Genomic DNA, 26840 nt, shown 5'->3' with positions numbered 1-26840 from the left:
AGGGGTGCCGGGCGGAAGCCCGGCGCCCCTGTCGTTGCGGAGGTCAGCTCTGGCTGCGCACGTAGAAGTAGTAGTAGTCCTCGCCGGACGTGATGCCCGACGCGGTCCTGCTCGACACGAACAGGTAGTTGCCGCCGTCGTACTGCGGGGTCAGCGTGATCGTGGCCGTGCCGTCGGCTCCCGCCGCGACCGTCCGCTCCTCCCCGTTGTACCGGTAGACGAACTCGGTGCTGCCCGGCATCTGCGCGGTCAGCGTGAACTGACCTGGCACGTTCGGGGCACCGCCGCCGGTGGGCGGATAGTCCGCGCTGGTGACCGTCGGCGTCAACCGGTTGAGGACGAAGGCGTACTCGACCTGGTCCGAGACCAGCGATCCCGACGTGGCGCGTACGGTCAGCCGCACCCAGCCGGAACGATCGGCGGGGTAGGACTGCGGCGTCCAGTCGACCTTGGCTACTCCGTCGGCGCCCGCCGTGACCGTCCGCTCCTCCTCGCCCTCGAAGGTATAGACGTAACCGGTCACCCCTTCACGGGCCGGACGGAAGGTGAACTCACCGGTGACCCCCGGCCCGCCGCTCGCCTGGTATTCGGGATAGTCCGCCGACTCGATCGTCGGTGCCCACGAGGTCGCCTGGAAGTACGCCGAGGCGGTCTCGGAGACGGTGCCGTCGGCGGTCCGACTGTAGACCTCCATCCAGTGCAACCCGCCGAAGGTGGAGGTGAAGGTCACGCTCGCCGTGCCGTCCGCCTCGGCGGCGACAGTCCGTTCCGGCCCGCCGGCCACCGACCAGACGTACTCGGTCACACCGGGCATGCCGGGGCGGAAGACGAACGTGCCGGCGGTGCCGACGAGGGCGCCCTCGCCACCGCCGATGGGGTACTGCTCGGACGAGACGGTGGGCTCGGTCGCCAGACGGAACTGGAAATCTGCCTCGCCGCTGGGCAGCCCACCTGAGGTTCGACTGGTCACGGTGACCCGGTTCATGCCGGACTTGCGAGGGGTGATCGTCACCGTGGCGGTGCCGTTCGCGCCGGCGGGCACGGTGGCCGGCTCGCCGTCGTTGAGCCGGTAGGTGTACTCGACCACGTCATCCATGCCGGGCGTGAACGTCAGCTCGCGGGGCTCATCGATCGCGCCGTCCGGGTTCCCGTCTGTGATCCGAGGTGCGGTGTCGCGCACCGTGAACTCGTACCTCATCTGCGCCGAGCGGTTGCCGGTCCGGTCCGCAGCCTGCACGTACAGCTGGTTGGAGTGGCTACGCCTCGGCGTATGACTGATGGTGGCCGTGCCCGACTCGCCGGCGGCCACGTAGGAGGTCGGGCCGCTCTCGCCGTAGTAGAAGCCGGCGATGTCGTCCGCGCCCGGCGCGGAGAAGTGGAAGGTGCCGGGGATACCCGGACCGCCGTGACCTGGCTGGGTACGGCCGGACGGGTAGTCGGTGGAGGTGACGGTCGGGGCCGGTGGGCGCACCGTGTCGACGGTGAACCGGCACTCCGGTGACCAGTCGGAACTGGCGTGCTGGTCGGCGGCGCGCGCCGAGAAGGCGTACGTGCCGCCGTTGACCATCCCACCCGCCGGCACCGTGTAGACGAAGCGGTTCGGCGCGGAGATGCGGTAGGACGTCCACTCGGTGCGCTCGGTGGGCCGATCGACGGGCCACCAGGCGAAGGTCGCGGTCACCGGATCTCCGGCGAACCCGTCTACCGTGTCCGGGTCGGTGACCTGGGCGCTGAGCACCGGCTCGGTGGTGCCGATCCGGCGGCCGTCCGCGCAGGCCAGGCCGGCGACCATCCGCGCGCTGGGCACGTCGGGTGCGGCGTTGGCCTCGATCGAGATGCCCAGCGGCGTGATCCACCGGCTGAGGCGCTTGTTCTTCTCGTGGTTGCCGGCGATCCGGGCCATCAGGGTGAGGCTGTCCTGACCGCCGGCGAGCGCCTGGCGCAGCGTCTCGGTGAGATCGAGTTCGAGGCGACTGGCCGGGCACGCGGGGGAGTTGTAGACGTCCCCACCCCGCTCGTGCACCTGCGGCGCGGTCTGCCAGGTGGGCGGTGTCGACGGCGTGTCGGTGCGCCAGATCTCGATCTTGCGAGGCTGGCCGCAGTCGGTCACCGACGACTCGCCGACGACTCCGTACGCGTTGATGATCTCCTTGCCCTGATAGCGCGTGAGATCGAAGGTGAAGTACGCCCGCGAGGTGTGCTTGCCTTCGTCGGACGTCCAGGTGCCGACCGGCACCTTGTCGGTGGTGCCCACCGGAAATGCGACGGACGGCTGCTTGAGGTCGGTGTGACTGATGCTCGTCGGGCGTTCGAACCTGGTCACCCCGGCGGCTGCCGGCGCGCTGGTGACGAGCACGGCGATCGGTGCGGTCAGCAGGGCGGCCGCGCCCGTGATGAGGAATCGACGCAGTGTACGCCGTCGGCGAGCGGTACGCACGCCGGTGTTACCCCCGTTGTCCTGCAAGGTGTGAACCCTTCGATGAGAGTGGCAGACCTCGAAGATCTTAAAAGGATCGCTGTCTTGGTCGCGCCGCACTTTCGGGTGGAACGGTGCCTCCCGGCCGGTTGTTGTTCGATCTCGGGTCGAGCGGCTGGGGCGATCATCTGCACGTGCCCGCCGACCGGGGCAGGATGGAACGCGTGACGACTCCAGAGACGACGGGCTACCGGATCGAACGCGACTCGATGGGCGAGGTGGAGGTGCCCGCCGAGGCGCTCTGGCGGGCCCAGACGCAGCGGGCGGTGCAGAACTTTCCGATCTCGGGCCGGGGAATCGAGCCGGCGCAGATCCGGGCACTCGCGCAGATCAAGGGCGCGGCGGCCGAGGTCAACGGGGATCTGGGCGTGATCGACGCGAACGTGGCCGCAGCGATCGCCGCCGCCGCCGCGCACGTGGCCGACGGCGGGTACGACGACCAGTTCCCGGTCGACGTGTTCCAGACCGGTTCCGGTACGTCGTCGAACATGAACACCAACGAGGTGATCGCCACGCTCGCCGGGCGGGAACTGGGCAGCGCGGTCCATCCCAACGACGACGTGAACGCCTCGCAGTCCAGCAACGACGTCTTCCCCTCCTCGATCCACCTGGCGGCCACCGAGGCCGTCGTCCGGGACCTGCTGCCGGCGCTGGACCACCTGGCCACCGCGCTGGAGGCGAAGGCGTCGGAGTTCGAGACCGTGGTCAAGGCCGGGCGTACCCACCTGATGGACGCCACGCCGGTGACCCTCGGGCAGGAGTTCGGCGGGTACGCCGCCCAGATCCGCTACGGCTTGGAGCGCGTGGAGGGCGTGCTGCCCCGGCTGGCCGAGCTGCCGCTGGGCGGTACGGCGGTGGGCACCGGCATCAACACGCCGCTCGGGTTCGCCGCCCGCGTGATCGAGAAGCTGCGTGACTCGACCGGGCTGCCGGTCAGCGAGGCGCGGAACCACTTCGAGGCGCAGGGCGCCCGCGACGCGCTGGTGGAGACCTCGGGGCAGTTGCGTACCGTCGCGGTGGGGCTTTACAAGATCGCCAACGACATCCGCTGGATGGGCTCCGGTCCGCGCGCCGGCCTGCGCGAACTGCGCATCCCCGACCTCCAGCCGGGCTCGTCGATCATGCCCGGCAAGGTCAACCCGGTGGTCTGCGAGGCGGTCCGGCAGGTCTGCGCGCAGGTGATCGGCAACGACGCCACGGTGGCCTTCGCCGGCTCGCAGGGCGACTTCGAACTGAACGTCATGCTGCCGGTGATGGGCCGCAACATCCTGGAGTCGATCCGGCTGATCGCCGCGTCGAGCCGCCTGCTCGCCGACCGCTGCGTGGTCGGCCTGGTCGCGGACGCCGAGGTCTGTCTGTCGTACGCCGAGGGCTCGCCGTCGATCGTCACCCCGCTCAACCGCCACCTCGGGTACGACGAGGCCGCCTCGATCGCCAAGGAGGCGCTGGAGAAGCAGATCTCCATCCGGGAGGTGGTGGTGTCGCGTGGCCACGTCGAGTCCGGCAAACTCAGCGAGATCCAACTGGACGAGGCGCTCGACCTGCTCCGGATGACCCACCCCTGAGCGTGGACCCCTGCGGGTGCGCCGGTCACGGGCCAGGGTGTCACGGGTCGGGGTGTGTCAGGTGCGGAGGGACCGGGGTGGCCGGCGTGACCGGCACCGACGGGCCGGTCACCAGTGGCCGCCGTTGGCCCGCCAGGACTGTGCCGGCGTGAGCCTGCCGGCCATGCCGACCTGCGGGTTCGCCACGGTGGCCTGGGCCCACGAGGGACGGTTCGGAGGCGAAGCGGCGGTCGGCTCGGTCGGCACCGGGGCGTGCCGGTCCGGGCAGGTGCGCCAGCGCAGGCCACAGGAGCAGTAGCGGCGCAGCCCCCGCCAGACCCGACGGTGCCGAGGCGCGAGGGGGATCGGCCGCTGATTGCGGCGGGTGCTGCGGAACCAGGTCGGGCGGGCGGGTCGGGACATGGCACGGGTGTCCTTTCGAGCTGAGTCGGATATGCCATCGCCCCCGGCAGTGGGACCGCCCGGCCGGGGGAGCGGACGGTCCCACCTCGACGTTTCGTGCTCGGGGGATGAGCGGCGAACCGTCGGTCTTCACAGTCTGCTGACGACACCACTACGGTCGGAAGGGTTCGACCGTGTTGTCCGAGGCCCGCTGCGGTGGCTGGGCTCGCCGGTGGCGGGGCGCTGGAGTCGATCGACCGGTTCCTGGAGGGTGGCTGGAGATGACGGGCGGGCAGATGACAGCGGCGACGTTCCTGGTCGCGGAGCTACGTCGGGCGCGGATGCGACGCGGCTGGAGCCAGGAGGACCTGGCCAAGGCGGTCAACTACTCGGCGTCGATGGTCAGTGCGGTGGAGTTGGGGCAACAGCCGCCCACCCCGAAGTACCTGGAACAGTTCGACAAGGCCCTCGACACCGGCGGCCTATACGGCCGAATGCTCACCGACCTCGTCGCCCTCGACAAAGCCCAGGTCTGGCTACGCGGGGCACAGACGATCGTCGGGCAGGCGGCAAAGCTCCGGTGGTACGAGCCGCTGTATGTCCCAGGTCTGCTGCAAACCGAGGCTTACGCGCGCGCCGTTTTCGAGGCTGGTGGTCTGCTGGATCCAGACGAAGTGGAGCGCAGGCTGACAGAGCGGATGGAGAACCAGACGGTCCTGTCTGGGGACCACTCGCCCTACCTGATCGTGATCATCGACGAGGCTGCGATCCGGCGGTGTGTCGGCGACCAGAAGATCGTCTCGGAGCAGGTCTCGCACCTTGCTGACATTGCCGGCGAGCATCCCCGCATCCGGGTGCACGTGGTTCCGCAAGCGGCGGCGGAGTACCCCGGCCTGGGTGGACCTTTCCTGCTCGCGAGCGGAAGGGACGGCACCGAGGTGGCCTTTCTCGGTAGCCATATCGGCGGCCAGGAGCTGGATCGGTCGGAGGATCTCGATCTTCTCAGGCAGGTGTGGGAGGTTTGCCTTGGCGAGGCGTATACGCCCCGCCAGACGATCGAGCTGTTGAGGGAAGTGGCCGAGGCATGGAGCTGACCGGAGCCCATTGGCGCACGAGCAGTCGGAGCGCGCAGTCCAACGACTGTGTCGAGGTGGCGTTGAACGTTCGCGGGGTGGTCGGGGTGCGGGACAGCAAGGACCCGGCGGGACCGGTGTTGGCCTTCGACCCGTACTCCTGGCGGGTCTTCGTCGCCGCGCCGCCGCGCTGATCTGATCGCCTGACCCGGAGGTGGGTAGCTTTCTTGTCGCTGGGGCGACAAGAAAGCTACCCACCTCCCTGTGCTTCCACCGACGGTGCTCGACCAAGGGGGACGATCGGTCGTCGCGGAGGGCGAGGCTGTCCCGTCGGCTTCGTGTGCCCCGGGACGCCATGAACATCCTCGATGCAGGATCAAGTGGTCATCGCGGACGACCGATGCCACTCGATCCTGGATCGAGCGTGACCTTGGCAAAGACCTCGACTCTGCATGGCCTTGGGGCAGGACCTCGACCCTGAGCGTGGCAGCTCGGGGCGATGGGCAGCTCGGGGCAATGGGCAGCTCGGGGTCGGGGTCAGGTCAGGAGCGGGCGGCGGCCTTTCGGGCACGGTAGGCGCTGACGGCGGCCCGGTTGCCGCAGCCCGCCTCGCAGAACCGGCGGGACCGGTTCTTCGACAGGTCGACCAGTACGTTGTCGCAGTCGGGGTGGTCGCAGGTCCGCAGCCGGCGCAGCTCGCCACCGCGGACCACGTCGGCGATCGCCATCGCCGCCTCGACCGCCATCCGGGTGGCCAGCGGCGCGTCGCGGGGGACGGCGTGCAGGTGGTACGGCTCGTCGTCGTGCGTGATGAGCTGCGGCAGGGCGCGATGCTCGCGGAGCAGCCCGTTGACGATCTCGACGATCTCGTCGACGTCGGCGGACCAGAATCGTCGCAGCCGGGGACGCAGGGCGCGTACCGCGCGGAGTTCGGCCTCGCTGTGCTCGTGTCGGCCGCTGTAGGAGTGGGTGACGTAGAACGCGTCCAGCGCGGCGACGTCGGGCAGCTTGTCGCCGTCCCGGCCGTCGGTGTTGACCAGCGCGGCGGCGGCGGTCAGCGAACATTCGGTGTCATGGGCGAAAAGCAACTTGACTCCTGTCGTGGCCCCGCTTTAGCGTCATCGGTGTAAGCCTAGTTTGCCCATGGCGGGCGACCGTGCCAAGGAGAGTCGATGCGTCATTCCCCCGTCGCGGGGGCCGGGCTCGCCCTGGCCCTGCTCTCCGCCGTCACGTTCGCCACCTCGGGCACCTTCGCCCGTTCGTTGATCAACGACGGCTGGTCCGCCGAGGCGGTCGTCGTCGCCCGGGTCGGCATCGCGGCCCTGGTGCTGGCCGGGCCGGCGTTGCTCGTGCTGCGGGGCCGGTGGGCGGTGCTGCGCCGCAACATCACCTCGATCGGTGTCTTCGGGCTGCTCGGGGTGGCACTCGCCCAGGTGTGCTTCTTCAATGCGGTCCGTTACCTGCCGGTCGGCGTCGCGCTGCTGCTGGAGTACCTCGGCATCATTCTCGTCGTCGGGTGGACCTGGTTGATCCAGGGGCAGCGCCCCCGCCGGCTGACCGTGGCCGGCTCGGGGGCGGCCCTCGCGGGCCTCTTCTTCGTGCTCGACCTCACCGGAGCCGGGCGGCTCGACCCGATCGGGGTGCTCTGGGGGTTGGGCGCGGCGGTCGGTCTGGCCGGCTACTTCGTGCTGGCCGGCCGGGTCGACGCCGCGTTGCCGTCGGTGGTCATGGCCAGCGGCGGAATGGCCGTCGGTGCCGGTGCGCTGCTGCTGCTCGGCCTGCTCGGCGCGCTACCGCTGCGGGCCAGCTTCGGCACGGTCGAGTTCGCCGGGCAGGAGACGAGCTGGCTGGTGCCGATCGTCGGCCTCGCGCTGGTGGCGGCGGTGGTCGCGTACCTGGCCGGGATCGCCGCGGCCCGCGTCCTGGGTGCCCGGATGGCCTCCTTCGTCGGGCTCACCGAGGTGATGTTCGCGGTGCTGATCGCCTGGCTGGTGCTGGGTGAACTGCCGACGGTCGTGCAACTGATGGGCGGCGCGTTGATCGTCGCCGGGGTGGCCCTGGTCCGCCTCGACGAGCTGCGCGCACCCGTCACCCCCGACCAGGCGAAGGCGGCGGAGCCGGCCCTCACGTGACACCCTGATCGACATGCTGAGCACGGTGGTGTTCGACGCCGACGAGACTCTGCTGGATCTGCGCCCGGCTGTCACCGGCGGGTTGGTCGCCGTACTCGACGAGATGCGGCGGCTGACCCCGGTGGCGGCCGAGGTGTCACTGGCCGACCTGGAGTCGGACTGGGACGCGGTCTTCGGTGACCTGGCCTCGGCGCCGGTGATGGAGATCCGTCGGGCGGCGCTGGCCCGTTCGCTGGCGCGAGCGGGTCTGGGCGACCACCTGGACGAGCTGGCCGAGGTCTTCTTCGTCCGGAGGTTCGCGCTCACCCGACCCTTCTCCGACGTGCGGCCCGCGCTCACCGCACTGCGGGCGCGATGGAGAATCGGCTTCGCCACCAACGGCAACAGCCGCGCGGAACGCTGCGGCCTGGCCGGCGAGTTCGCCTTCGAGGTGTACGCACACGAGAACGGCGTGCCCAAGAAGCCTGCGCCCGAGTTCTACGCCGCGGTGTGCGTGGCTGCCGGGGTACCGCCGTCGCAGGTGGTACACGTCGGTGACAACCCGGCGTTCGACGTGGTCGGAGCGCAGCGGGCTGGTCTGCGGGCGGTCTGGCTGAACCGGCGGGGCGACTCGCTCCCGGCCGGTGTACTGCCGGACGCGACAGTGTCCTCGCTTGCCGAGTTGCCTGCCGTCCTGGTCGGCCTTTCCGGCGAAGCGGAACTTCCGCCGTGTTACCGACGCCGGTCTGGCGAAACGTCATGCGTTGATGTCTGATGACGCCACGTCCCTCAAAGAGAGGATTCGATGTGGTGAGCAAGCGCTTCACCGTCGGCGTCGTCGCGACCGCGGCGGCACTGGCACTCACGGTGACGGGTCTGGGCGTGCCGGCCAGCGCCGAGCCGACGACCGTCCGAACGTTCACCGTGGTCGCGGAGGACGGGTACTCCGCCGACGCGGCCCTCGCCGCGATCCGGTCGGCCGGCGGGACCGTGGTGTCCCGCACCGACGAGGTCGGTGTGTTCCAGGTGACCAGTGACCGGGCCGACTTCGCGACGAAGGCGACTGCTGCCGCCGCGCTGATCGGTGCCGCCGAGCAGAGGGCGATCGGCCGCAAGCCCAAGCTGGACCGGGTCGAGCAGGAGCACCTCCTGGCCGTGGCCGCCGCGAAGGGCGCCGGCAAGCAGCGGGGCAAGAAGCTGGACCCGCTCGACGACAAGCTCTGGGGCCTGGAGATGATCCGGGCCGACAAGGCGCGCAAGGTCGAGCCCGGCGACCGTCGGGTGACCGTCGGCGTGCTGGACACCGGCGTGGACGCTGCCCACCCGGACATCGCGCCGAACTTCAACTGGGCCCTGTCGCGCAACTTCGCCCCGGACATCCCCGAGATCGACGGGGAGTGCGAGGTGCCGAGCTGCCTCGACCCGGCCGGCACCGACGACGGCGGGCACGGTACGCACGTCGCCGGCACCATCGGCGCCGCCGCCAACGGCTTCGGCCTCTCCGGCGTCGCCCCGAAGGTCTCCCTGGTCAACCTCAAGGGCGGCCAGGACTCCGGGTACTTCTTCCTGAACCCGGTGGTCAACGCGTTGCTGCACGCCGGCCGGTCGGGCCTGGACGTGGTGAACATGTCGTTCTATGTCGACCCGTGGCTCTATAACTGCACGGCCAACCCGGCGGACTCCCCAGAGGCGCAGGCGGCCCAGCGGGCCACCATCCGCGCCATGAAGCGGGCCCTGACCTTCGCCCACAACCGGGGCGTCACGCTGGTCGGTGCGCTCGGCAACAACCACGAGGACCTGGGCGACCCGCGTACCGACGTGTCCAGCCCGAACTACGGTGACGTCGCGCCGTACCCCCGGGAGATCGACAACGACAGCTGCTGGGACCTGCCCGCCGAGGGGCCGCACGTGATCAGCGTGTCCTCGGTCGGTCCGTCCGGCAAGAAGGCCGACTACTCCAACTACGGCACCGAGCAGACGGCGGTGGCCGCTCCGGGTGGTTGGTTCCGCGACGGCTTCGGGACCGACACGTTCCGCATCGACGCCAACATGATCCTCTCCACCTATCCCAAGAAGGTGCTCCAGGAGGAGGGGACGGTCGACGAGGCCGGCAACATCGTGCCGGGCGCCGAGACCTTCGTGTTCAAGGAGTGCAAGGCCAACGGGCAGTGCGGCTACTACACGTACCTCCAGGGCACCTCGATGGCCGCACCGCACGCCTCCGGCGTGGCCGCGCTCATCGTGAGCAGGTACGGCAAGCCGCAGGGCCGGGGCGACTTCGGCCTGGCTCCGAAGCTGGTCGAGAAGCACCTGCTCCGCACCGCCACCGAGCGGGCCTGCCCAGAGCCTCGGTTGCAGACCTACACCAACGAGGGGCGGCCGGCCGAGTTCGACGCCTACTGCGACGGCTCGGTCGACTTCAACGGCTTCTACGGGCACGGCATCATCGACGCGTACGCGGCGGTGACCGCGCCGCTGCGCCGATGACCGGGTAGGACACCCGCCCTCGACGGGCGAACAGACGGCCCGGCCGGGTTGCCCCCGGCCGGGCTGTCCCCCGTTCTGCCCCCTCACCGAGGGCGTCCGCCGTCCAGCAGTGCGGCGCGGATCTCGCGAGCGACCCCGGGGAGGTCCTGGTGCAGGCGTCGGCCGGTGACGTGCCGTATCAGCCAGCCCGCCCCGGCCAGCGGATAGAGCCGCTGACCGTCGAACTCCACCGCCACGCGCTGCTGCGGCCAGGCCAGGCCGGGTCGCAGCACCACGCCGCCGGGCAGGCTCACCGGATGGTGGGCCACCGGGCGCGGTAGCCCGGCCAGCACCAGTCCGACCCGCAGCCGTGACTCGTCGGGGGACTGCGCGGCCGGGTCTGCCAGGTCGAACACCCAACGGGCCCGACGCCCGCCGGGGCGGTCGTCGTTCGCCGCCGCCACCTCGGCCAACGCCGCCGGGGTGGTCAGCCCTCGGCCCAGCAGCGCGTCCACGATGCCGACCGAGCGGCTCGGCTCCAGCCACACCGCGCTCTCCCAGGCGGCCCGGGCGGTGTCGGTGTGCGGTGGGGTGCCCTTGATCGTCAGCCCGGCCAGCGACTGCGGGGACTCGGTGTGCACCCGGAGCCCGCGCTGGCTGCGTAGCCCGGCCCGGGTCGGCACCAGGACGTGGACGGCCTGGTCGAAGTCGGCGGCGTGCCCGATGCCGTGCAGATAGGCCGCGGACGGGCCGGCGACGGCCGCCCCGGCGGGCAGTTGCAGGGCCGCCGCGCGGCAGGCCAGGGTGTGGTCCCGGTCGAGTCGGGCGTCGGCGTAGACGTCGTGCCGCAGTCGGACCCAGGCGGAGTTGCGGAGTTGGTGGGCGGTGAGCAGACCTCGGCGGACGACGTCCGAGCCGCGGAAGACCTGCCACGCCAGGGCGTCCGGTGGCTGTGTGCGAACTGGCATGAGAGCAGCCTGCGACCCGTGTCACCGGCCCGGCGACCCCTGTGGACAACCGCGACGACGACCGGAACGGCCGCCTGTGGACAACCCCCGCCGAGGGCGCGCGTTGTGGTATGTCGCCGGGTCAGCTCAGCGCGGTGGCGATCGCGGTGGCGGCGGCGAGCACCTGCGCGCCGACCGCCTCGGCGTCCAGCGGGGCCAGGGCGACGACCCCCACGCTGGCCTCCAGACCCGGCACCCCGAGCACCGGCGCGGCCACCCCGTACGCGCCGGGTTGCAGCTCACCGGCGGTGCTCACTGGGCCGGCGGCGCCGGTCCGCCCGGCGAGGATGGCCTGCCCGGCGGCACCCCGCTCCAACGGGTGTCGGGCACCGGTCCGGTACGCGACGTGGAACGACGTCCAACTCGGCTCCACCACCGCCAGCGCCACCCCCTCGCCACCCTCCACCACGGTCAGGTGGGCGGTGGCCCCGGCCTGCTCGGCCAGCCGACGCAGCGCGGGCAGCGCCCCCTCGGCGAGCAGCGGTTGGGCCCGCCGGGCCAGGTGCAGCACCCCGGCACCGAGGCGGAGTCGACCGGCGGCGTCCCGGCGCAGCATGCCGTGCCCGGCCAGCGGGCCGACCAGTCGATAGACGGCCGCCCGACCGATGCCCAGTCGGGTCGCCGCCTCGGTGACCGTCAGCCCGCCCGACGCCTCCGCGACCAGGTGCAGCAGCCGCAGGCCCCGGTCCAGCGTCTGCGACGTCTCGCCACCGGGCACGGCGGGTGACGGCGGATCGATGTCGGGCGTCGCTGCGGAGTCCACGACCAGCAGCGTACGACCCGGCTCCGGCGGACCCGGAAAACGACGGACGGCTACCCTTGTACGGTGACGCTACGCCTGTATGACACCGCCACCCGATCGGTGCGGGACTTCGTCCCGCGGGAAGCCGGCAAGGTGGGGGTCTACCTGTGTGGTCTCACCCTCCAGGCAGCGCCGCACATCGGCCATCTCCGTTCCGGCGTCAACTACGACGTGTTACGGCGCTGGCTGCTGGCCGCCGGCTTCGAGGTCACCTTCGTCCGCAACCTGACCGACATCGACGACAAGATCCTGGTCAAGGCGCAGGAGCAGGCGCAGCCGTTCTGGTCGATCGCGTACGCCAACGAGTTGAAGCTCGGCGAGGCGTACCGGGCGTTGAACGTGCTGCCGCCGACCTACGAGCCGCGCGCCACCGGGCACATCCCGGAGATGCACCAGCTCATCGCGCAGTTGATCGAGCGGGGGCACGCGTACCCGGCCACCGACGACTCCGGGGACGTCTATTTCGACGTGCGGTCCTGGTCGGCGTACGGCGCGTTGTCCAACCAGTCACCGGACGACATGCTCTCCGCCTGCGAGGGGCCGGAACGCGGCAAGCGGGACCCGCGTGACTTCGCGCTCTGGAAGGGCGTGAAACCGGACGAGCCGACCGACGCCTACTGGCCCTCGCCGTGGGGGCGGGGTCGGCCCGGCTGGCACATCGAGTGCTCGGCGATGTGCTGGCGCTACCTCGGCGCCGAGTTCGACATCCACGGCGGCGGGCTGGACCTGATCTTCCCCCACCACGAGAACGAGCTGGCCCAGTCGCAGGCCGCCGACCTGCCGTTCGCCCGGTACTGGGTGCACCACGGCCTGCTCGGCATCGGCGGCACCAAGATGGGCAAGTCGCTGGGTAACACCCTCGACCTGGCCTACGTCGCCTCGCTCGGGGTACGCCCGGTCGAGCTGCGCTACTACTACGTGGCCGCGCACTACCGTTCCCGGATCGACTATTCCGAGGACGCGTTGCGGGAGGCGGCCGTCGCGTACCGGCGGATCGAGGGCTTCGTCCAGCGGGCCGTCGAACGGGTCGGGGTCGGCCACGTCGGCGAGGTGCCGGCGGCGTTCGCCGCGGCGATGGACGACGACCTCAACACCTCGGCCGCGCTGGCCGTGCTGCACGACGTGCTGCGCGACGGCAACACCGCGTTGGCCGACGCGGACGATGTGACCGTCCGCACGACGCTCGCCGACGTCCGGGCCATGCTGGATATCCTCGGCGTCGACCCGCTCGACCCGGTGTGGACGGGTGGCGCCCGGGCGAGCGACCTCCGTGGTGTGGTGGACTCCCTGGTCGCCCTGGCCCTCGAACAGCGCGCACAGGCCCGGGTCCGCAAGGACTGGGCCGCCGCCGACGCGCTGCGGGATCAACTCAAGCGAGCCGGTGTGGTGGTCGAGGACACCCCGCAGGGCCCGCGTTGGACAATTGGAGAACATGACTGATGGCCGGCAATTCGCAACGCCGTGGCCGGCGGATGACGTCGAAGGCGGGGGCCCCGAAGGGCTCCGGCGGCAAGAACCGGGACTCCCTCGCCGGGCGTGGCCGGACCCTGCCGGCCGACGAACGTCCCTGGCACAAGGGTTACTCGGGCACCGAGAAGCTGCCCCAGCGCACCGCCTGGAAGCAGGAGAAGGAGCGTCGGGCGGCGGCCGAGGAGGGGCGCGCCCCCAAGATCGGCCAGCCCGGCAGCAAGGACACCACCTGGGGTCGGGGCGGCGGTCGGGGCACCCCTGCGGCCAAACCGGCCCGGGGTAAGCAGCCCGCCGGGCGCGGCGGCCCCCGGGTCGCGCCGGGTCGCAAGTCGAACCCGGCGAAGGACACGCCGGAGCTGCTGGTCGGGCGCAACCCGGTGCTGGAGGCGCTGCGCGCCCAGGTGCCGGCCACCGCGCTCTACACCGCGCAGGGCATCGACGTCGACGACCGGATGAAGGAGATCGTCCGGACGGCGGCCGACCGGGGCATCGCGATCCTTGAGGTCAGCCGCGCCGAGCTGGACCGGATGACCGGGGGCGTGCTGCACCAGGGCGTCGGCCTCCAGGTGCCGCCGTTCGCGTACCAGCCGTTCGAGGACCTGGTCGCGGCGTCGGTGGAGCAGGCGGCACCGCTGCTGGTGGCGCTGGACGGCGTCACCGATCCGCGCAATCTCGGCGCGGTGATCCGTTCGGCCGCCGCGTTCGGCGCGCAGGGTGTCTTCGTACCCGAGCGGCGGGCCGCCGGGATCACCGCGACGGCCTGGCGGACCAGTGCCGGTGCGGCGGCCAGGGTGCCGGTGGCGCAGGTCACCAACCTGACCCGGGCGTTGAAGGCGTGCCAGGACGCCGGTTTCCTGGTGGTCGGCCTGGACGCCGACGGCGAGACGGACCTTTACGACCTGGAAGCCGCCGTCGGACCGCTGGTCGTGGTGGTCGGCTCGGAGGGGCGCGGGCTGTCCCGGCTGGTCGGGCAGACCTGCGACCTGACCGTGAGCATCCCGATGATCTCCGAGGTGGAGTCGCTCAACGCGAGCGTCGCCGCCGCGGTGACGCTCGCCGAGGTGGCGCGCCGCCGCGCCGTCGAGCTCTGACCCCCCACCAACCACCGGGAGTACGCGGAAGGGGCGGCCCGCCATCGGCGGACCGCCCCTTCGCGGTTGCTACGTCAGATCCGCTTGCCGTTGGCGGCGTGGAAGACGTGGCTGCGGCCGGTACGCGGCTTCACGAAGATCGTGTCGCCCATGTTCGGGCTGTGCTGCCGGTCCGTCCGCACCACGAAGCGCTCGGAGGAGCCGTCCAGGGCGGCGTGCCCGTAGACGTTGGCGTCCGAACCGAGGTCCTCGACCAGCTCGACGACGACCGGCATGCCGCCCTCGGTCGGGCTGACGATGTCGCAGTCCTCCGGGCGGAAGCCCACGGTGACCTTGCCGTCGCCACCCTCGGCGCGGGCCGCCTCGGCCTGCTCGCGGGTCAGCGGGACGAACAGCTCGGCGAACGCCGCGCCCTGCTCGGTGAGCGGCACGGTCTTGATGTTCATGGCGGGCGAGCCCATGAAGCCGGCGACGAAGACGTTGGCCGGGGTGTCGTAGAGCGCACGCGGGGTGTCCACCTGCTGGAGCACACCGTCGAGCATGACCGCCACCCGGTGACCCATGGTCATGGCCTCGACCTGGTCGTGGGTCACGTAGACGGTGGTGACGCCGAGCTTGGCCTGCAGCGAGGCGATCTGGGTACGGGTCTGCACCCGGAGCTTGGCGTCGAGGTTGGACAGCGGCTCGTCCATGAGGAAGACCTGGGGCTCCCGGACGATGGCGCGGCCCATCGCGACACGCTGACGCTGACCACCGGAGAGCGCCTTGGGCTTACGGCTGAGGTACTCCTCCAGCTGGAGCAGCGCCGCCGCCTCCTTGACCCGACGGTCGATCTCGGCCTTGGAGGTCTTGCGCAGCTTGAGCGCGAACGCCATGTTCTCGTACACCGTCATGTGCGGGTACAGAGCGTAGTTCTGGAAGACCATCGCGATGTCGCGGGCCTTCGGCGGGAGGTGCGTGACGTCCCGGTCGTCGATGTAGATCGCGCCGTCGTCGACGTCCTCCAGGCCGGCGAGCATGCGCAGGCTGGTGGACTTACCGCAACCGGAGGGGCCGACCAGGACGAGGAACTCCCCGTCGCCGATCTGGAGGTCGAGCTGGTTGACCGCGGGGCGTTCGGTGCCCGGGTAGATCCGGGACGCCTTCGCGTACGTGACCGTAGCCATGAGGGGGTGCGCTTCCTTTCACCGGCAGGAACGTGCCGGACGATCCGAGTGAAGGAGCGACCGGCACGGGAGCCCCGTACCGGCGCGACGGACGACGTGAGGAAAACCCCGGTGTCGTCCGTGTCACTGCACGGTAAACGGCTTTCGCCGCAATGCCAAGGTTCGGGACGATGGATGGGACTGAGAGCATTCGCATTCCGGTCACTCGGGCACGGTCGGACACGAATCGACGCCCGCAGGTCGGGATGTTGACGTTTCCCGTGCTCGGGACCCCTGCCGAGCGGGAAAAGCAGACGTCGGTCGCTATGCTGACCGGGAAACAACGCCCCTGTAGCTCAGCTGGCCAGAGCACCCGCCTTGTAAGCGGGATGTCGCCGGTTCGATCCCGGCCGGGGGCTCCATCCGTATCGCGCACGGAACACCGGGCGACACCTCGTCGTGGCCGGGGGGGGGGGGGGGGGGGGTGGGGGGGGGGGGGGGGCCCCCCCCCCCCCCCCCCCCCCCCCCCCCGCCACCCCCAGGGACACCCACACCGTGCACCACGCCAACCACTACTACGGGCACTCCCACCTGCTGGCCCGCTACTGCGGGCTCGACGACCGGGAGCCGCCCCGGGTACCCGGCTACCTGCAGCACGGCTGGAACATCGGCGACGGGATGGCCCCCGACCACGAGTTCGTACCCGGGATGCCGTTGTTCCTCTGGTCCGAGCGGACGCGTCGACGCGCCTGGTCCCTCGGGCACCGGCGGACGTACGTCCTCGGCGCGCCCTTCGCGTACCTGACCGCCATGACTCCCGACGGGCCGTCCCGGCGGGAGGGCACCCTCTGGTATCCCTTCCACGGCTGGGAGGGGCAACGGATCCTGGGCGACCACGGTCGGCTGGTCGACGAGATCCGGGCCGTGGAGCCGGGCCCGGTGACGGTCTGCCTCTATTGGCAGGAGTACCGGTCGACGCGGGTCCGCCGGTACTACGAGCGGGCCGGTTTCCGGGTCGTCTGCCACGGTTATCGGGGTGGCCGGTGGACCGACCTCGACCCGGAGTTCCTCGTCCGGCAGCTCGCCGAACTGCGCCGGCACCGGCGGGTCGCCTCCAACCGGCTGTGCAGCGCGATCTTCTACGGCATCCTGGCCGGCTGTGAGCCCGCCGTGTACGGCGACCCGATGCACCTGGCCGGTGAGACCCCCGTCTGGGGCGGCCAGCCACGCATCCGCCGTCAGTGGGCCGACCTGCACGGCCCCCGGGTGGACGTGACCGTGGCCCGGGCCCTGGCCGACGCCGAGCTGGGCGCCGACCGCCTGCTCACGCCCGCCGAGCTGCGCCACCTGTTCCGCTGGCCGACCCCGGCCGCCGTACCGGCCCCACCGGGTGCCCCTGCGGTCGTACCGGCACCGCTGCCTGCCCCGGGCTCGCGGCGGGGTGCGCGGGCGGCGTCCGCCGATCGGACGCCGGCATGACCTCCGGAAGCCCGCGTCTGCTCGGCGGCGAGATGCTCGCCTGGTCGGACCTCGACGGGTCCCGTGGCCCCGGCCCGGTAGGCGGGCCGACGCTGGCCGCGCTGCTGACCGCCGTCGGTGGACGCACCCTGGTCGTCGGCCCGCACCACCCCGACCTGCTCGACACGGTGCCCTCGCCCGACCTGACGATCCTGGTACGCGGACTGGCGGACGCCGAGACACTGGCCGCCCGGTACGCCGACCGTCCGGAAGTGCAGGTGTACTGCGGCGGCCCCGAGAGACTGCCCGCCTCGCCGCAGTACGACAGCCTGGTCGCGCTGGACGGACTGGGGCGGCTCGCCTCCGTGGAGGGCCCGGAGCTGAGCTGGACGGACCGGTTCGACCTGCTGACGTCGATGCTGCGCCCCACCGGCCGACTGCTGCTCGGCGCGGAGAACCCCCTCGGGCTGCACCGGCTGCCGTTTCCGCCGCCGCCACGCACCGACTCCGACTGGACCGCACCGGACGAGTACGACCACACCCGCCCCGCCGGTCTGCCCCGACTGCGGGACCGGCTGGCGGCGTCCGGCCTGTGGACCGTCGGCACCTGGGCCACCTTTCCCTCTCCCTGGACGCCGACCGCCCTGCTCGGTACCGAGCTGCTGGCCGACGCCGACCTGACCGGCTTCCTCCAGGCCACCCTGAGCACCACCCAGCCGACCGGAGCCGCCGATTCGGACCGGCCGGGCGCGGTGCCGCCGTTCGCCGATCCGGCTCGGCTGACGATGCTGGCGCTCCGGCACGGCGGTGTCACGGAGTCGGCTCCCGGCTGGGTGCTGCTGGCCGAGCGCCTGACCGCCGCCGGCTCCACTCCGGACGTGTCCGACGAGGCCACCGATCAGGTCGGGGGTCGGCCTCCGGCGGGGGTGCTGATGCGGGACGGTCGGCGTCGAGAGGTCCGCCGTGGTCCGGCCGGCGGATGGCGGTTCGCCGACGGGACGGTCGTGCCGTCGGGACGTACCGTCGAGGACCTGGCCTTGACCGCGACGGCGCGGCGGGAGCTGCCCGGGTTGCGTGCGCTGCTCACCGCCTGGCAGGCCGGTCCGCTGGCGGACGTGCCGGGGGACCAGGTGGTGGTCGCACCTGACAGCGCCTGGCACGCCGTCGCGGTAACCGAGTCGGCGCAGGTCGGGTCGGCGGAGGTCGGGTCGGTGCTGCGTCGGTTGGCGGCCCGGACGGCCGATGCCGGGTTGGCGCACCTCCTGCCGCCCGGCGAACTGGCAGCCACCCTGGCCGCCCTGTCCGGGCGGGAACCGGAGTCGTTCGCCGACGACCGTACCCAGACCACCGCACGAGGGTGGCGGGAGCTGTTGATCGACCGGGACGAACTGGCGCGGGAACTGGCCGAGGCCCGTGCCCTGGCGCAGTGGTACGAACGGACGCTGGCCGAGCGCGACCGCGAGCTGACGCGGCTGCGGCGGATCGTCTCGCTGCTCAGCGGCACCCCGACCGCCCGCGCCGCCCGAGCCTTGCTGGCCGGTGCCCGCACTGCCCGCCGTTCCGCCCGCACCGCCCTCCACCACCTGCGCCGCCCCACCTGACCCCTCCCCACCCCTCCCTCGGCGCGCCGATCATGGAGTTGTGGTGAGTGCAAAACGGGCTCAAAGACGCGTATCGCTTGCCGCAACTCCATGATCGACGGGGGAGGGACGGGGGGTGGGGGTGCTCAGGGTGGCGTAGAGGTGTTCCAGGGTGCGGGTTTGGCGGTGGAGGTCGAAGTGGGTGGCGGCGCGGCGGTGGGCCGCTTCGCCGAGGCGGTGGCGTAGCGGGGTGTCGGTGAGGAGCCGACGGAGGTTGGCGGCCAGGGCCGGCGGGTCGGCCTCGGGGCCGAGCAGGCCGGTCACCTCGTGCGTGACCGCTTCGGGAATGCCGCTGTGGTACGTCGACACCACCGGTACGCCCAGGCTCGCCGCCTCCAGGATCGTGGTCGGTAGGCCCTCGGTGTCGCCGTCGGCGGCGGTACGCGACGGAGCGGCGAGCACCCGGGACCCGGTGACGTGCCGCAGCACCTCGTCCGGTGGCAGCGCCCCGGCGAATGTCGCGTCGACACCCGAGCGTTCGGCCTGGGCGCGTACCGGGGCGAGCAGCGGGCCGGTGCCGATGAACAGCGTGCGGGGGCGTAGGTCGGCGAGCAGGCTCAGCGCCTCGACGAGGTCGTCCACGCCCTTCTTGTCGACGAAGCGGCCGACGAAGACCACGTCCCAGTTCTTCGGGCCGGTCGGCGGCTCGGCGGGTACCGGCACGCCGGTGTGGTGCACGCGTACCTTGGCCGGGTCCGCGCCCAGCTCCAGCGCCCGGTCGCGGATCGGGCCGGAGACGGCCAGGATCAGTGCGGCCCGGTCGAAGGCGGTCCGGAGGTGGCGTCGGTGCCGGGCGCCCCGCCAGCCCCGGACGGTCGGCTGACGGGTGACGTCCAGCCCGTGCAGGGTGATCACCAGCGGGATGCCGAGCCGGGTCGCGGCACGGCTGACCAGCCAGCCGTCCCCGCCGAAGTGGGCGTGGACCACGTCGGGCCGCAGTCGGGCCAGCAGCCGGTGCAGTCGGGGCAGATCGCCGGTCAGTCGCAGCCGGAGCCAGTCCCGGCGACCACGGGGGGTGTCCGGGCAGAGCAGCACGTCGGTGTCCCGGCTCAACGGCGAGTCAACCCGGATCGCGCCGAGATAGACGGCACGCCAGGTGGGCAACGCGTCGCCCTGGTGACGGACGAACGTCTCCGAGCCGGGCAGCAGGCAACTCCGCCAGATCACGGCGACCTTAGCGTCCGACATCGGCTCCGAGTTCCGTGGCCACCGGAATCGCCACGGAAGGCGGGGCTGCGGCGGAAGGCGCGGCCGGGGCAGGGCGTACGGCCCGGCGGCCGAGGATGCGGTCGCGTACCCGGCGGCGCAGGGTCGGCGGGATCAGCCAGATCTGCGCGAACGTGAGGTAGTCGACCAGGCTCGGGCTGCCGTGCCGGCGTGCCTCGGCCAGCAGCAGGCGGAAGACCCGCAGACTGCGGGTGGGTGCGGCCATCGAGCTGATGATGCTCATCGTGATCGCCGCGTACGCCCGTGGGGTGATCAGCGGTCGGATGCCGCGTAGCCACGCGAGTTGGGCCTCCCACGGCGAGCTGAGGCTGATCCGGGGCCGGTCCTCGTCCTGGTGCCAGAGCACCAGTGGTTCGGCGGCGAAGACCAGCTCGACGTCGGGGTGGCCGGTGGCGCGGACGGTCCAGTCGAGTTCCTGCTGCCGGCGCAGGCCGACGGTGAACGGCACCCGGCGCAGCAACTCGGTCGGCGCCATGATCGTCGAGGTCTGGATGAAGCCGTCACCGTGGAACAGGCCCCGGCGCACGGTCAGGTACTCGCTGATCGGCTCGCCCGGCTCGGGTAGCCGGCGGGGCAGCACGAACTCCGCCCGGGGCATCTTGTTGATCAGACGGCTGGCCACCACCGGGCTCGGTACGCGGCTGCGTCGGGCGACGTCGAGCTGGACCGCCAGCTTGGTGGGCAGCCATTCGTCGTCATCGTCGAGCAGGGCCGTCCACGGCGCGCGGGCCTCGCGTACGCCGGTGTTGCGGGCGTTCGGCGCGCCGCCCCGGCCGGGCAGCTCCACCACCCGTACCCGGGGGTCACCGATCTCGGCGAGGGCCGCGCCGGTCGCGGCGTCCGGTCCGTCGACGACCACGATGACCTCGATGTCGGTCACGGTCTGGGCGAGGACGCTGCGGACCGCGCGGGTCACCAACGCGGGTCGGGCGAAGGTCGGCACGACCACGCTGACCTGGGGTGTGGAAGCCATGATCACCTGCTCGCTCGGGGTGCGGGAAGTAGGTGCGCACGGTGACGCTGTCAGGCGTGGGCGGCTCGTCGGTGAATGCCGGGCAGCTACCAGGCGTACAGCTCGGGTCACCGGACGGGCGCGGCGCCGGTGCGGGTTACCCTCAGGCCGTCGAAGGGGGTGGGTGGTGGCGGACGCGGAACTCGTGGTCGAGGTGACCGGCACGGTGGCCACGGTGGTGATCCGCAACCCGGGCCGCCGTAACGCGATGACGACGGCGATGTGGCGGCAGCTCCCGGTGCTGCTCGACGGCCTGGCGGCCGACCCGGCGGTACGCGTCCTGGTGCTCACCGGCGCGGACGGCACCTTCTGCGCCGGTGCCGATCTCGGTGACCTCGACGAGGTGCTGAACCCGGGCGACGGCAACGTGGTGGACGTGGCGGAGCGGCGGCTGGCCGACTTCGCCAAGCCGACCGTCGCCGCCGTGCGGGGCGCCTGCGTCGGCGGTGGCTGCCTGCTGGCCGTCGCCTGTGACCTGCGGCTGGCCGCCGACGACGCGCGGTTCGGCGTACCACCTGCACGGCTCGGCCTGGTCTATCCGGCACCGGCCACCCGGCGGCTGACCCGGCTGGTCGGCCCGTCGACGGCCAAGCACCTACTCTTCACCGGTGAGCTGGTCGACGCCGACCGGGCGCTGCGCACCGGGCTGGTGGACGAGGTGTTGTCCGGCACCGGTCTGGCCGCCCGGGTCGACGCGCTCACCGCGACGATCGCCGAACGCTCGCAGCTCAGCGTCGCCGCCGCCAAGGAGATCGTGGACGGTCGGGTCGACGCCGATCGCATCGCCTGGTGGCACGGGCAGGCGCGAGACAGCGGCGAGGCCCGGGAGGGCGTCGCTGCCTTCCACGAACGCCGTCCGGCCCGCTTCGGCTGGACCCCGCCGACGGTCGGCTGACCGTCCCGCCCTGGCCCGTCCCGCCCTGGCCCGGCCGGTCAGGGGCGGACGCGACCCGGCGGCTCAGGGACGGGCGAGTAGGCCCCGGGGGCGTACCGAGTGGATCGGCTCGGCCGCGCCGCCCTCGGCCCGCAGGATGTGGTTCGCGGCCAGGATGCCGGTGGCCGCGGACCGCTCCATCAGCGCGCTGGGGAAGTCGGTGCGGATGCCGTCGCCGGCCAGGTAGAGCCCGGCGGCCTCGGTGCGTACCCCGGGCCGTCCGGGATGACTTCCGGGGGTGAAGGCGGGGGCCTTGGCCTCCACCCGGGCGCGCCGCTCGCGGATTCGCAACCGGTGCGTCTCCGGCCAGAGCGCGCCCAGGTCGGCCCACATCCGGTCGGCCAGCTCGTCGGCGGACACGTCCGGATCGCAGGCGTACGCGTGCAGCTCGATCACCGAGCCGCCGGTCTGCGCGGCCCAGCGTCGCGGCTCCTCCTCCAGCCGGTGGTACAGCGTGACCGAGTCCAGGGTGGACTGGCGGGACACCCCGTTGAAGGTCGCCCGACCCGGGTCCACGTCCCCGTCGCACCAGTGCCTCGCCACCGCGTACGGCGGACCGGGCCGACCGTACGCGGGCATCGCCGCCGCCAGCGCCGGTGCCGCCTCGGCCAGTGTCGGGGAGGCGGCGACCAGGTCGGCCAGCGCCGGCGGGTCGAGGGCCAACACCACGTGCCGGGCCGGGTACGAGCCGTCGCTGGTGCGTACCCGCCAGCCGGTGTCCTCGCGGTCCAGCATGGTCGCCGCGACGCCGGTGTGCACGCGACCGCCGTGGCGTTCCAGGTGCCGGGTCAGCGGCTGCCAGATCGCGGTGGCGTAGTCCTCGTCCGGGCAGTCGAAGGCCAGCCCCTCGGGGTTGCCGAGCAGATAGAAGTGGAACTGCGCGATCATCTCGGCGGCCGACATCTGCGCCTCGTGGTTGAAGAACGAGTGCGAGAAGACCTCGAAGAGCATGGCCCGCGCCCGGTCCGGCAGCCGCAGCGAGGTGAGCAGCTCGTCGGCGGTGCGGTGGTCGAACTCGGCGTAGGTGCGCTCCGGATGGTAGGTCAGCAGCGGCAGGGCGGCGTCGCGGTCCATCGTGCGCAGGTCACGTAGTCGCAGGCTGGGGCTGCGGGCCAACAGGGTGAGCAGGTTGGCCGGCGGTGCGGGCGGCAACCGTCCGAACTCCTCGGTCGGCCACTGCGCGCTGAGCACCGGATAGCCGGGCACCGGGCGCAGGAAGCGGAGCGTCGGGTCGATGCGACGCAGGATGTTGCGCCAGTTGTAGTACTGCCGGAAGAAGGCGTGGAAGCCGTGTTCGTCGACCTGCCCGGTGCCGTCGGCGAGGGTGTCGGGCCAGGCGCCGAGCCGGCCGCCGAGCGTCGGGGCGGCCTCCAGCACCGTCACCTCGACACCGCGTTCGGCGAGCACCACCGCCGCCGACATCCCGGCGATGCCGCCACCGACCACGACCGCCTGCACCGGATGCGGCACCTGGGTCGCGCCACCGCCGCCCGGGTCCACCTGGTGCGGCCGTACGCCGATGAGCCGACCGAACACCTGTGACAGCTTCACACCGCACCTCCCGATGGCCCCTCAGTCTGCCCGACGGGGCTCGGGATCGCCGTACGTGCCGGTGCGCTCGGTGTCGCTGTGCGTGCCGGTGCGCTCTCGTGTTAGCAGGGGACCCTTGTAATACACGAGGCGTTAGCAGGGGACCCTTCCTTACCCGCGGCCCCCTTACCCGCGGCCCCCTTACCCGCGGCCCCCTTACCCGCGGCCCCCTTACCCGCGGCGGTCGGACGTCGGCCAGACGTACTCGACGTCGGTGGGGGTGTCGTCGCCGAAGATCGGGCGGTAGTGCGCGGGATCCTTGCGCAGCAGCGACGAGCGGTGGCTCAGGTGCAGGTCGGCGCGGCCCAGCCAGGGCGGCAGTTCACCGGCCTCGGCCAACTCCTGCTGGGTACGGACCCGCTCGATGCCCCGGGCTGCGGCGAGGTCGGCGGTCAACGTGGTGGCGCAGGTGTCGGCCCGTCCGGTCGCGCACCAGACCGCGCAGACGTCCAGCCCGTAGCGGGTGAGGGCCTCCTCGTAACCGGTCCACATCTTGACAGCGGGATGGTGACGCCAGCCGTACCCGGGGCGGGTCAGCCCACGCAACACCTGGATCGCCTCCACCCGCTGTTTGCCGAGCCGCCGTTGGTCCAGCGTGCTGGCGCTGGCCAGGAAGTCCGGGTACGGCAGGAAGGTCTGCATGGGGCTGCCGTACCCGTCCACGACCCGGACATGCCGGGCCGGGACTCTCATGATCGTCGCGGGGCTGCGCGGACTGCGACCGGCTGTTTACCATGCGAAGCATGGCGGAGCCGCTGCTCGATCGCGCCCGGCGGGCAGGCCGCCGGTTACGGGTCAACGGGGAGCCACGGGCGCACTACGTGGTCTGCGGCCAGGATCCCCTGGCGTACTGGGTGGTGCGGGCGATGCTGGCCGCCGAGACGCAGGCCGGGCGGCTGCGGATCACCCTGATCGTGCCCGAGCGACAGCGGTCACCCGGCCCGGACGGGCGTGACCTGCCCGGCATCGAGGTGATCCCGGCCGACCGGCTGGACGAGGCCACGTTCCGCCGGGCCGGGCTGGCCGGTGCGGCCGGGCTGGCCCTGCTGCACCAGGACGACGTGGGCAACATGCAGGCCGCCCTCTGCGCACAGGAGGTCGAGCCCCGGCTGCGGCTGGTCGTGCGGATGTTCAACACCGGCCTGGCCAACGGCGTACGGCAGATCTTCCCCGACTCGTCGGTGCTCTCCGACGCCTCGATGGCCGCCCCGGCCTTCGTGGCCGCCGCGCTCGGCGAGGTCGCGCCGACGCACTTCCGGCACGGCGGGCGCACCCTGTACGTGGCCCGCCGCGACGACGTACGCCCGAGCGAGATCGTCTGCGGGGTGGCCGACACCCGCGACCCCCAGCAGGACCTGGTGCTTCCCGCCGACGACGAGGACGCCGACGTGGTGCTCGCGGAGGCCGTCGGCCGTCCGGCCGGCACCGAGTTGGCCGCCCGCCGGCTGGTCCGCGCCCGACGTCGGCGACGCCCGGTCGCGATGCTGTTCGGGGCCGTGCGGGGCTTCGCCACCCGCAAGATCGGCATCGCGGTGTTCGTGCTGCTCGCCGTGATCGCCGCGCTCGGTGCCCTCTATGGGCGCGCCGCTCACGTCTCCTGGGCCAATGCGCTCTACCTGACCATGGTCACCACGCTCACCGGGCAGGACCCGGACGTCGAGAAGGACAGCGCCGAGAAGGTCATGCAGGTGGTGCTCAACCTCGCCGGAGTGGCCCTGATCCCGCTGATCACGGCGGTGGTCGTCGACGGCGTTGTCCGGGCGCGGCTGGCCCTGCACGCCGGGCGGAACTTCATCGAGCGTTCCGGGCACGTCGTGGTGGTCGGGCTGGGCAACATCGGCACCCGGGTGATGGCCCAGCTCAACGACTTCGGCGTCGAGGTGGTCGCGATCGACAGCAACGCCGACGCCCGGGGTGCCGGCTTGGCCCGGCGGCTGGGCGTACCGCTGGTGGTGGGTGACGCGGCGCAGGAGGAGACGCTGCGCGCCGCCTCGATCGCCACCTGCCAGGCGCTGGTGGTGGTCTCCACCGACGACGGCGCCAACCTGCGGGCGGCGCTGAACGGCCGGACCGTGAACGACCAGCTCCGGGTGGTGCTGCGGCTCTTCGACGGCGACTTCGCCGAGCGGGTGCAGCGGGCCTTCGGCATCGGCACCTCCCGCAGCGTCTCCTACCTGGCGGCACCGTCGTTCGCGGCGGCCCTGCTGGACCGCGCGGTGATCGCCACCATCCCGGTCGGCCGGCACGCGTTGCTGGTGACCGAGGTCGCGGTGGCGGCCGGTTCGAGGCTGGACGGCCGGACACTCGCCAGCGTCGGCCGACCGGGCAGCGTCCGGTTGCTCGCGCACGCCCGGGTCGGGCAGCGTCTCGACTGGTCGCCGGACCGGCGGATGATGGTCTCGGCGGGGGACCGGCTCACCGTGATGGCCCGCCGGGCCGGGCTGAACTCCCTGCTCCGCGAGGTCGCGCCGCCCGAGCCGGAGCCACCGGCGCAGACAGGCCCGCCGGTCCCGCGCGAGGCCGATGAGTGACGGTCCGCAGACTTCCACGGTAGTGTGGAAGTCGTGTCGGCGGTCTACGAAGAGCTTCCGTTCAGCGAGTTCCTGCATCGTCCCGCGGCCGCGGCCGAGCGACTCGGTCAGGTGCGTGCCCTCCGGCTGCGTCGTCGCGGCGCCGACGACCTGGCCCTGACGTCGGCCGACCAAATGGAGCGGGACGCGGTGGTGATCGACTTCACCGCGCGGCTGTTGGCGGGTCTCGTCCGTTCGGAGTCGACCGATGTCGTTCGCCGCGTGCTCGGCGAGGCACTGCCGTGGGTCGCCTTCCTCCCGCCGGATGACGTGACGGAGCTGCTGAACGAGCTGGTCACGGTCGCCCAGGGAGCTGCCTCGTTGGAGAACCTCTCGCCGATCGCCGTGCTGTTGACGCAGTGGCGGCACACCGCCGAGATCCATGCGGACCCGGTCCTGTTGGAGCGGGTGACCAGGGAACCGGCCGGCGACCTGGGGCCGGTGACAGAACCTGGCGCGGACCGGTGAGCCCCAAACGAGGCGACCGTGCCGCACCTCCGGCCCTGGCGGGCGAGTACGACCTGCGCTTCGCCGACTCGGCGGCAGCCGACGGTTGGGAACATCTCGCTCGTCACGCACCGGGCAACCTGCGGCGGGCCTTCGACATCCTGCGAAGCGCTCCCCGTTCGCGCCTCTCACCCGAGCGTCAACACCGTCTCAAGGGTTCCCTCGCTTCGGCCGCCTGGAAGGGCCAGGAACTGGAGCGTTGGCAGTACGAGGTGACCGGCGGAGGCCGGATCTGGTATCTCGTCGACGACGAGCAACGTACGGTCTGGCTCACGTACGTCGGCACCGGCCATCCCCGGGAGACCGAGTGAACCG

General features: G+C 72.0%; 24 protein-coding genes and 1 tRNA gene. 15 read left to right on the top strand and 10 right to left on the bottom strand.

Annotated features, from left to right (window positions below; translation table 11 throughout):
• Nucleotides 1-43: 43 nt before the first annotated feature.
• Nucleotides 44-2464, bottom strand: coding sequence for a hypothetical protein (locus ACIBO1_RS06745; RefSeq protein ID WP_396742082.1), 2421 nt, complete (start codon nt 2462-2464; stop codon nt 44-46).
• Between the two features lie 176 nt (nt 2465-2640).
• Here ACIBO1_RS06745 and ACIBO1_RS06740 point away from each other — a divergent pair, with 176 nt between their 5' ends.
• On the top strand, nt 2641-4041 hold the full coding sequence (locus tag ACIBO1_RS06740; protein WP_396742080.1) for a class II fumarate hydratase: 1401 nt from the start codon (nt 2641-2643) through the stop codon (nt 4039-4041).
• 108 nt (nt 4042-4149) lie between these two features.
• Here ACIBO1_RS06740 and ACIBO1_RS06735 read toward each other — a convergent pair whose 3' ends face one another.
• Nucleotides 4150-4443, bottom strand: a complete 294-nt coding sequence (locus ACIBO1_RS06735; RefSeq protein WP_396742078.1) for a hypothetical protein — start codon at nt 4441-4443, stop codon at nt 4150-4152.
• Nucleotides 4444-4703: 260 nt separating this feature from the next.
• Here ACIBO1_RS06735 and ACIBO1_RS06730 point away from each other — a divergent pair, with 260 nt between their 5' ends.
• Together ACIBO1_RS06730 and ACIBO1_RS06725 are read left to right on the top strand one after the other, a co-directional pair.
• The gene (locus tag ACIBO1_RS06730) at nt 4704-5516 is read left to right on the top strand and encodes a Scr1 family TA system antitoxin-like transcriptional regulator (protein WP_396742076.1); all 813 of its coding nucleotides are present in this window, start codon (nt 4704-4706) and stop codon (nt 5514-5516) included.
• Nucleotides 5507-5689 carry a DUF397 domain-containing protein gene (locus tag ACIBO1_RS06725; protein WP_117229063.1) on the top strand — a complete coding sequence of 61 codons (183 nt, stop codon included), beginning with the start codon at nt 5507-5509 and terminating at the stop codon, nt 5687-5689. Before ACIBO1_RS06730 ends, ACIBO1_RS06725 begins: the two co-directional genes overlap by 10 nt.
• A 348-nt stretch (nt 5690-6037) precedes the next feature.
• On the opposite strand, the gene ACIBO1_RS06720 is transcribed toward ACIBO1_RS06725, so the two are convergent.
• A complete protein-coding gene (locus ACIBO1_RS06720; RefSeq protein ID WP_396742074.1) occupies nt 6038-6583 on the bottom strand; it encodes a CGNR zinc finger domain-containing protein in 546 nt (181 codons plus the stop codon).
• Between the two features lie 84 nt (nt 6584-6667).
• Between ACIBO1_RS06720 and ACIBO1_RS06715 the strand changes: the two genes are divergently transcribed.
• Genes ACIBO1_RS06715 through ACIBO1_RS06705 form a run of 3 tightly spaced genes read left to right on the top strand, consistent with a single transcriptional unit; the run spans nt 6668 to nt 10093 of the window.
• Nucleotides 6668-7627: an EamA family transporter gene (locus ACIBO1_RS06715; protein ID WP_396742072.1), complete on the top strand. Its 960-nt coding sequence runs from the start codon at nt 6668-6670 to the stop codon at nt 7625-7627.
• A gap of 13 nt (nt 7628-7640) precedes the next feature.
• The gene (locus ACIBO1_RS06710) at nt 7641-8381 is read left to right on the top strand and encodes an HAD family hydrolase (RefSeq protein WP_396742070.1); all 741 of its coding nucleotides are present in this window, start codon (nt 7641-7643) and stop codon (nt 8379-8381) included.
• 35 nt (nt 8382-8416) lie between these two features.
• The gene (locus ACIBO1_RS06705; protein ID WP_396742068.1) at nt 8417-10093 is read left to right on the top strand and encodes a S8 family serine peptidase; all 1677 of its coding nucleotides are present in this window, start codon (nt 8417-8419) and stop codon (nt 10091-10093) included.
• A gap of 83 nt (nt 10094-10176) precedes the next feature.
• On the opposite strand, the gene ACIBO1_RS06700 is transcribed toward ACIBO1_RS06705, so the two are convergent.
• On the bottom strand, nt 10177-11040 hold the full coding sequence (locus ACIBO1_RS06700; protein WP_396742066.1) for a hypothetical protein: 864 nt from the start codon (nt 11038-11040) through the stop codon (nt 10177-10179).
• Between the two features lie 121 nt (nt 11041-11161).
• Nucleotides 11162-11842: an IclR family transcriptional regulator gene (locus ACIBO1_RS06695; protein ID WP_396742064.1), complete on the bottom strand. Its 681-nt coding sequence runs from the start codon at nt 11840-11842 to the stop codon at nt 11162-11164.
• Nucleotides 11843-11905: 63 nt separating this feature from the next.
• On the opposite strand from ACIBO1_RS06695, the gene cysS reads away from it, so the two are divergent.
• Nucleotides 11906-13321 (top strand): cysteine--tRNA ligase, encoded by a 1416-nt coding sequence (cysS, locus tag ACIBO1_RS06690; protein ID WP_396742062.1) that lies wholly within the window; start codon nt 11906-11908, stop codon nt 13319-13321.
• Entirely contained in the window at nt 13321-14442 is a 1122-nt protein-coding gene (rlmB, locus tag ACIBO1_RS06685; RefSeq protein WP_396742060.1) for a 23S rRNA (guanosine(2251)-2'-O)-methyltransferase RlmB, read from the top strand. Before cysS ends, rlmB begins: the two co-directional genes overlap by 1 nt.
• A 74-nt stretch (nt 14443-14516) precedes the next feature.
• Here the strand turns inward: rlmB and ACIBO1_RS06680 are convergent, their stop codons facing one another.
• Nucleotides 14517-15608, bottom strand: a complete 1092-nt coding sequence (locus tag ACIBO1_RS06680; RefSeq protein WP_350699237.1) for a sn-glycerol-3-phosphate ABC transporter ATP-binding protein UgpC — start codon at nt 15606-15608, stop codon at nt 14517-14519.
• A 324-nt stretch (nt 15609-15932) separates the two neighbouring features.
• On the opposite strand from ACIBO1_RS06680, the gene ACIBO1_RS06675 reads away from it, so the two are divergent.
• The 3 genes from ACIBO1_RS06675 to ACIBO1_RS06665 all read left to right on the top strand — a co-directional run bounded on the left by ACIBO1_RS06675 (nt 15933) and on the right by ACIBO1_RS06665 (nt 18646).
• A tRNA-Thr gene (locus ACIBO1_RS06675) sits at nt 15933-16009 on the top strand.
• 133 nt (nt 16010-16142) lie between these two features.
• A complete protein-coding gene (locus ACIBO1_RS06670) occupies nt 16143-17066 on the top strand; it encodes a hypothetical protein (protein ID WP_396742057.1) in 924 nt (307 codons plus the stop codon).
• Nucleotides 17063-18646 carry a hypothetical protein gene (locus tag ACIBO1_RS06665; RefSeq protein WP_396742055.1) on the top strand — a complete coding sequence of 528 codons (1584 nt, stop codon included), beginning with the start codon at nt 17063-17065 and terminating at the stop codon, nt 18644-18646. The genes ACIBO1_RS06670 and ACIBO1_RS06665 overlap by 4 nt, the downstream gene beginning before the upstream one ends.
• 60 nt (nt 18647-18706) lie before the next feature.
• On the opposite strand, the gene ACIBO1_RS06660 is transcribed toward ACIBO1_RS06665, so the two are convergent.
• Nucleotides 18707-19873, bottom strand: coding sequence for a glycosyltransferase (locus tag ACIBO1_RS06660; RefSeq protein WP_396742053.1), 1167 nt, complete (start codon nt 19871-19873; stop codon nt 18707-18709).
• On the bottom strand, nt 19860-20885 hold the full coding sequence (locus tag ACIBO1_RS06655) for a glycosyltransferase family 2 protein (protein ID WP_396742051.1): 1026 nt from the start codon (nt 20883-20885) through the stop codon (nt 19860-19862). The genes ACIBO1_RS06660 and ACIBO1_RS06655 overlap by 14 nt, the downstream gene beginning before the upstream one ends.
• 166 nt (nt 20886-21051) lie before the next feature.
• On the opposite strand from ACIBO1_RS06655, the gene ACIBO1_RS06650 reads away from it, so the two are divergent.
• Entirely contained in the window at nt 21052-21819 is a 768-nt protein-coding gene (locus ACIBO1_RS06650; RefSeq protein WP_396742049.1) for an enoyl-CoA hydratase/isomerase family protein, read from the top strand.
• 63 nt (nt 21820-21882) lie between these two features.
• On the opposite strand, the gene ACIBO1_RS06645 is transcribed toward ACIBO1_RS06650, so the two are convergent.
• Both ACIBO1_RS06645 and ACIBO1_RS06640 read right to left on the bottom strand, forming a co-directional pair.
• Nucleotides 21883-23409, bottom strand: coding sequence for an FAD-dependent oxidoreductase (locus ACIBO1_RS06645; RefSeq protein WP_396742047.1), 1527 nt, complete (start codon nt 23407-23409; stop codon nt 21883-21885).
• Nucleotides 23410-23619: 210 nt separating this feature from the next.
• Complete coding sequence (locus ACIBO1_RS06640) at nt 23620-24090, bottom strand: MSMEG_6728 family protein (protein WP_396742461.1); 471 nt, start codon at nt 24088-24090, stop codon at nt 23620-23622.
• Nucleotides 24091-24182: 92 nt separating this feature from the next.
• On the opposite strand from ACIBO1_RS06640, the gene ACIBO1_RS06635 reads away from it, so the two are divergent.
• From ACIBO1_RS06635 to ACIBO1_RS06625, 3 genes are read left to right on the top strand one after another with little or no spacing between them, the layout of a single operon-like run.
• On the top strand, nt 24183-25979 hold the full coding sequence (locus ACIBO1_RS06635; RefSeq protein WP_396742045.1) for a potassium channel family protein: 1797 nt from the start codon (nt 24183-24185) through the stop codon (nt 25977-25979).
• 33 nt (nt 25980-26012) lie between these two features.
• On the top strand, nt 26013-26486 hold the full coding sequence (locus tag ACIBO1_RS06630; protein ID WP_396742043.1) for a hypothetical protein: 474 nt from the start codon (nt 26013-26015) through the stop codon (nt 26484-26486).
• Complete coding sequence (locus ACIBO1_RS06625) at nt 26483-26836, top strand: hypothetical protein (RefSeq protein WP_396742041.1); 354 nt, start codon at nt 26483-26485, stop codon at nt 26834-26836. The genes ACIBO1_RS06630 and ACIBO1_RS06625 overlap by 4 nt, the downstream gene beginning before the upstream one ends.
• Nucleotides 26837-26840: the final 4 nt, after the last annotated feature.

The organism is Micromonospora sp. NPDC049903 (assembly GCF_044460945.1).
Taxonomy (GTDB): domain Bacteria; phylum Actinomycetota; class Actinomycetes; order Mycobacteriales; family Micromonosporaceae; genus Micromonospora.
This window is presented reverse-complemented; position numbering and strand designations above follow the sequence as displayed.